The organism is Microbacterium testaceum, assembly GCF_001476655.1.
Taxonomy (GTDB): Bacteria; Actinomycetota; Actinomycetes; order Actinomycetales; family Microbacteriaceae; genus Microbacterium; species Microbacterium testaceum_C.
Map to the genome: position 1 here is coordinate 1 of NZ_LDRT01000147.1, position 1,335 is coordinate 1,335.

At 68.9% G+C, this 1,335-nt stretch carries 1 protein-coding gene and 1 pseudogene; both read right to left on the reverse strand.

From position 1 onward, the window contains the following. Window positions 1-308: 308 nt before the first annotated feature. Window positions 309-632, reverse strand: coding sequence for a hypothetical protein (locus NS220_RS16535; protein WP_058625108.1), 324 nt, complete (start codon window positions 630-632; stop codon window positions 309-311). Between the two features lie 61 nt (window positions 633-693). Then, window positions 694-1,335: pseudogene (locus NS220_RS16540) on the reverse strand (malate synthase A); the annotation flags it as partial.

Below are 1,335 nucleotides of genomic sequence, written 5' to 3' on the forward strand. Positions count from 1 at the left end.
TTGTATGTTTTTTTAGATGTCGTGCGACCATCGATAGTCAAACGCTTAAGATCGTCGGCAGCGTCAGATGTGTATAAGAGACAGAGTTCACCGATACCGGCTTCACGCTGCTGTTGCCGATTTTTCTCGCCGTGGCGGGGTCGCTCGCGGCCTCGCGGCTGAGCTCGCGCGCGGGGCTGCGGCGGTTCACGCCGATCGACCCGGCGCGCCCCTGAAGCCGGTCCGTCGCGATCTCGTCCGCGCCGCGGTTCGTCGATCTCTGCGCGCACGTGTTTCGCAGGTCGCGAGTTCCCGCCGTTCAGGGGGCGTCAATGCCCCCACAACACCCACACGAAGACCCCGGGCGCGATCGCGAACAGTGCGATGAGGACCGCGACGACCGAGGTGACGATGGGGGATCCGGCGCGGGATCCGACGACGATCCCGATGATCGCGAGCAGGAGCGCGATGGCCGCGACGAGAGCAGCGATCGGGAGCACGAGGAGCCCATACCACCCGATCCCGCTCAGAGCGGGGACAAGGCCGGCCACCAGGAGAGCAGGCAGGGGTAACAGCGCCGCGATGGCGATGATGACCGCGACGGTGCCGAGCACATCGGGACGACGACGGACGGTTGTCGAGACGATGGTCATGCGCTCACCGTAGCGCGACCCCCTCCCGAAACGGGGAGGGGGTCGCGACCGGGCCCTTTCGTCAGTCGAGGTACTTCGCGTACGCCGGCAGCGTCAGGAACGCGGGGAACTCCGGGCGCAGCGCCACCTCGCGGAACACCGCGGCGGCGTCGTCGAAGCGATCGCCCTCGGAACGCGGCAGGTCGGCCAGCACCTCGTCGAGGAGGCCCTCGACGAAGGGGCGGGTGATCGTATCGCCCTCGGCGGTGACCCGATCCTGGTGGATCCACTGCCAGATCTGCGAGCGCGAGATCTCGGCGGTCGCCGCGTCTTCCATCAGGTCGTCGATCGCGACGGCGCCCAGGCCCCGCAGCCACGCCTCGAGGTAGCGGATCGCCACCGACACGTTGCCGCGCACGCCCGCCGTGGTCACGGGCAGACCGATGCGCACGTCGAGCAGCTGGCGGGGGTCGATCGACACCTCGTCGCGGGTGCGCTCGAGCTGGTTCTCGCGGTCTCCGAGCACCGCGTCGAACTCGGCGCGCGCCACCGGGATGAGATCGGGGTGGGCCACCCACGTGCCGTCGAAGCCGTCGCCGGCCTCGCGCCTCTTGTCGGCGGCGACCTTCTCGAACGCCGCCTCGGTCACCTCGGGCTTGCGCCGGTTGGGGATGAAGGCGCTCATACCGCCGTCGTCGCCCTCTCGGTCAGCGCGATCGCCACG

What these genes read in the sequence shown, in the direction of transcription:
- NS220_RS16535 (WP_058625108.1), bottom strand. Translation starts at nt 632, where the DNA reads ATGACCATCGTCTCGACAACCGTCCGTCGTCGTCCCGATGTGCTCGGC.